Annotated in this window: 2 protein-coding genes; both read left to right on the top strand. The window is 69.3% G+C overall.

Translation table 11 applies throughout. The features are described 5' to 3' along the window. A partial coding sequence (locus HC022_RS25120; protein ID WP_167454204.1) for a carboxylate-amine ligase occupies nucleotides 1–917 on the top strand: 917 nt, incomplete at its 5' end. Between the two features lie 67 nt (nucleotides 918–984). Further along, nucleotides 985–2,007 (top strand): glycosyltransferase (locus HC022_RS25115; protein WP_167454203.1); only part of this gene is annotated, 1,023 nt, incomplete at its 3' end.

The raw sequence follows: 2,007 nt of genomic DNA, 5'->3' as shown, positions 1-2,007 counted from the left end.
ACCTCCGCCGCCTGCGCGAAGCGGTGTCGCGCCATGCCGCGGATTTCAACCTCACGCCCATCTCCGCCTCGTGCCACCCGCTGGCGCATTGGCGCCAGCAGCACCACACCGACAAGGAGCGCTACAACGACCTGCGCCGCGATCTCGGCGGCGTGGTACAGCGCATGCTGATCTGCGGCATGCACGTGCACGTGGGCATCGAGGACGACCAGCTGCGCGCCGACCTGATGCGGCAGGCCGGCTATTTCCTGCCCCACCTGCTGGCGCTCTCGACCTCGTCGCCGTTCTGGCAGGGCATCGACACGGGGCTCGCGAGCTACCGGATCTCGGTCTTCGACAACCTGCCCCGCACCGGACTGCCGCCGCATTTCTCCAACTGGCAGGATTACGAGCGCTCGGTGCAGACGCTGGTGGATCTGGGCGTGATCGAGGACAGCAGCAAGATCTGGTGGGACCTGCGCCCCTCGTCGCGCTTTCCCACGCTCGAGACCCGGATCATGGACGTGCAGCCCCGGCTCGAGGACGCGCTGATGCTGGCAGCGCTCACCCAGTGCATCCTGCGCATGCTCTGGCGCATGCGCCGCCGCAATTTGCGCTGGCGGATCTACGAGAACTTCCTCATCGGCGAAAACCGCTGGCGGGCACAACGCTACGGCGTGACCGAGGGGCTGATCGACTTCGGCGCCCAGAAGATCGTGCCCTGCGCGCAGCTCTTCGACGAGCTCATCGCCCTCATCGAGGAGGACGCGCAGGCGCTCGGCTGCCTCGCCGAGATCGAGCGCGCACGGCTGGTGGTGGCCGAGGGCAACAGTTCCTCCCGCCAGCGGGTCGCCGCCGAGACCGGCGGCGGCACCGATGAGGGCCGGATGCGCGCCGTGGTCCAGCACCTGATCGACGAGTTCCACGAGGGGCTCTGACCCCGCCCTTGCGCCCCGTGACCGGGCAAGGCACAAGGACCCCGTCCCGCCGCGCCCCGGAGGCCCCATGAAGACCTGCATCGCCACGTCCGACTATTTCGTCCAGGGCGAGCCCTTCACCAACCGCCACATCGCCCACATCTTCGGCGGCGACACCTGCGTCCTGGCGGGGCGCTTCAACGGCAACGACCCACTGGGCAAGCCGCTGTTCGAGCGCCGCGCGCCGCTCAGCCTGGCCGACCGCCTGCGCGCGCCTTTCGCCATGGGCTGGAACGCCGCGCTGACCGGCACCGGCCGGTTGCCCTTCGGCGACGCCAAAGCCCGGCTGCGCGACTGGCTGCAGGCGCAGGAGGTCGAGGTCGTGCTTGCGGAATTCGGCACGCAGGCGCTGGTGGTGGCCGGGCTCGCACGCGAGATGGGCCTGCCCTGCTTCACCTATTTCCGCGGCACCGACGCCAGCTTCGCGCTGCGCAAGAGGCAAACCGTGCGCGCCTACCGGCACATGATGCCGATGCTCGACGGGGTGTTCTCGGTCTCGCAATTCCTGCTGGGCAACCTCGCCGCCCACGGTGTCACCCATGGCAACGCCCACGTGGTGCCCTCGGGTGTCGACATCCGCCGCTTCACCCCTGGCGAGAAGGTGCCGGGCAGCTTCCTTGCCGTCGGGCGCATGGTCGAGAAGAAGGCTCCGCAGGTGACGCTGCGCGCCTTCGCCGAGGCCGCCAGGGGCCGCAAGGCGCATCTCACCTTCATCGGTGACGGGCCGCTGCTTGAGACCTGCAAGGGCATGGCCGCCGAGCTGGGCGTGGCGGATCAGGTGACCTTCACCTTCGCCCTGCCCCATGACGAGGTGCGCGCGCATCTCACCCGCACCGAGACCTTCCTGCAGCACTCGGTGACCGCGAAGAACGGCAACACCGAGGGCCTGCCCACCGCCATCCAGGAGGCGCTGGCCTGCGGCTGCATCACCCTGTCGACCTGGCACGCCGGCATCCCCGAGGCGGTCGAGGACGGGGTAAACGGGCTTCTGGTCGAGGAATGGGACGAGCGCGGCTTCGCCGAGCGCATCGGCGTGATCCTCGACATGGAG

It is taken from the genome of Salipiger sp. HF18, from assembly GCF_011806505.1.
Lineage (GTDB): Bacteria > Pseudomonadota > Alphaproteobacteria > Rhodobacterales > Rhodobacteraceae > Salipiger > Salipiger thiooxidans.
Note: the sequence above shows the minus strand (reverse complement) of the source record. Positions and strands in the feature narration are given on the sequence as shown.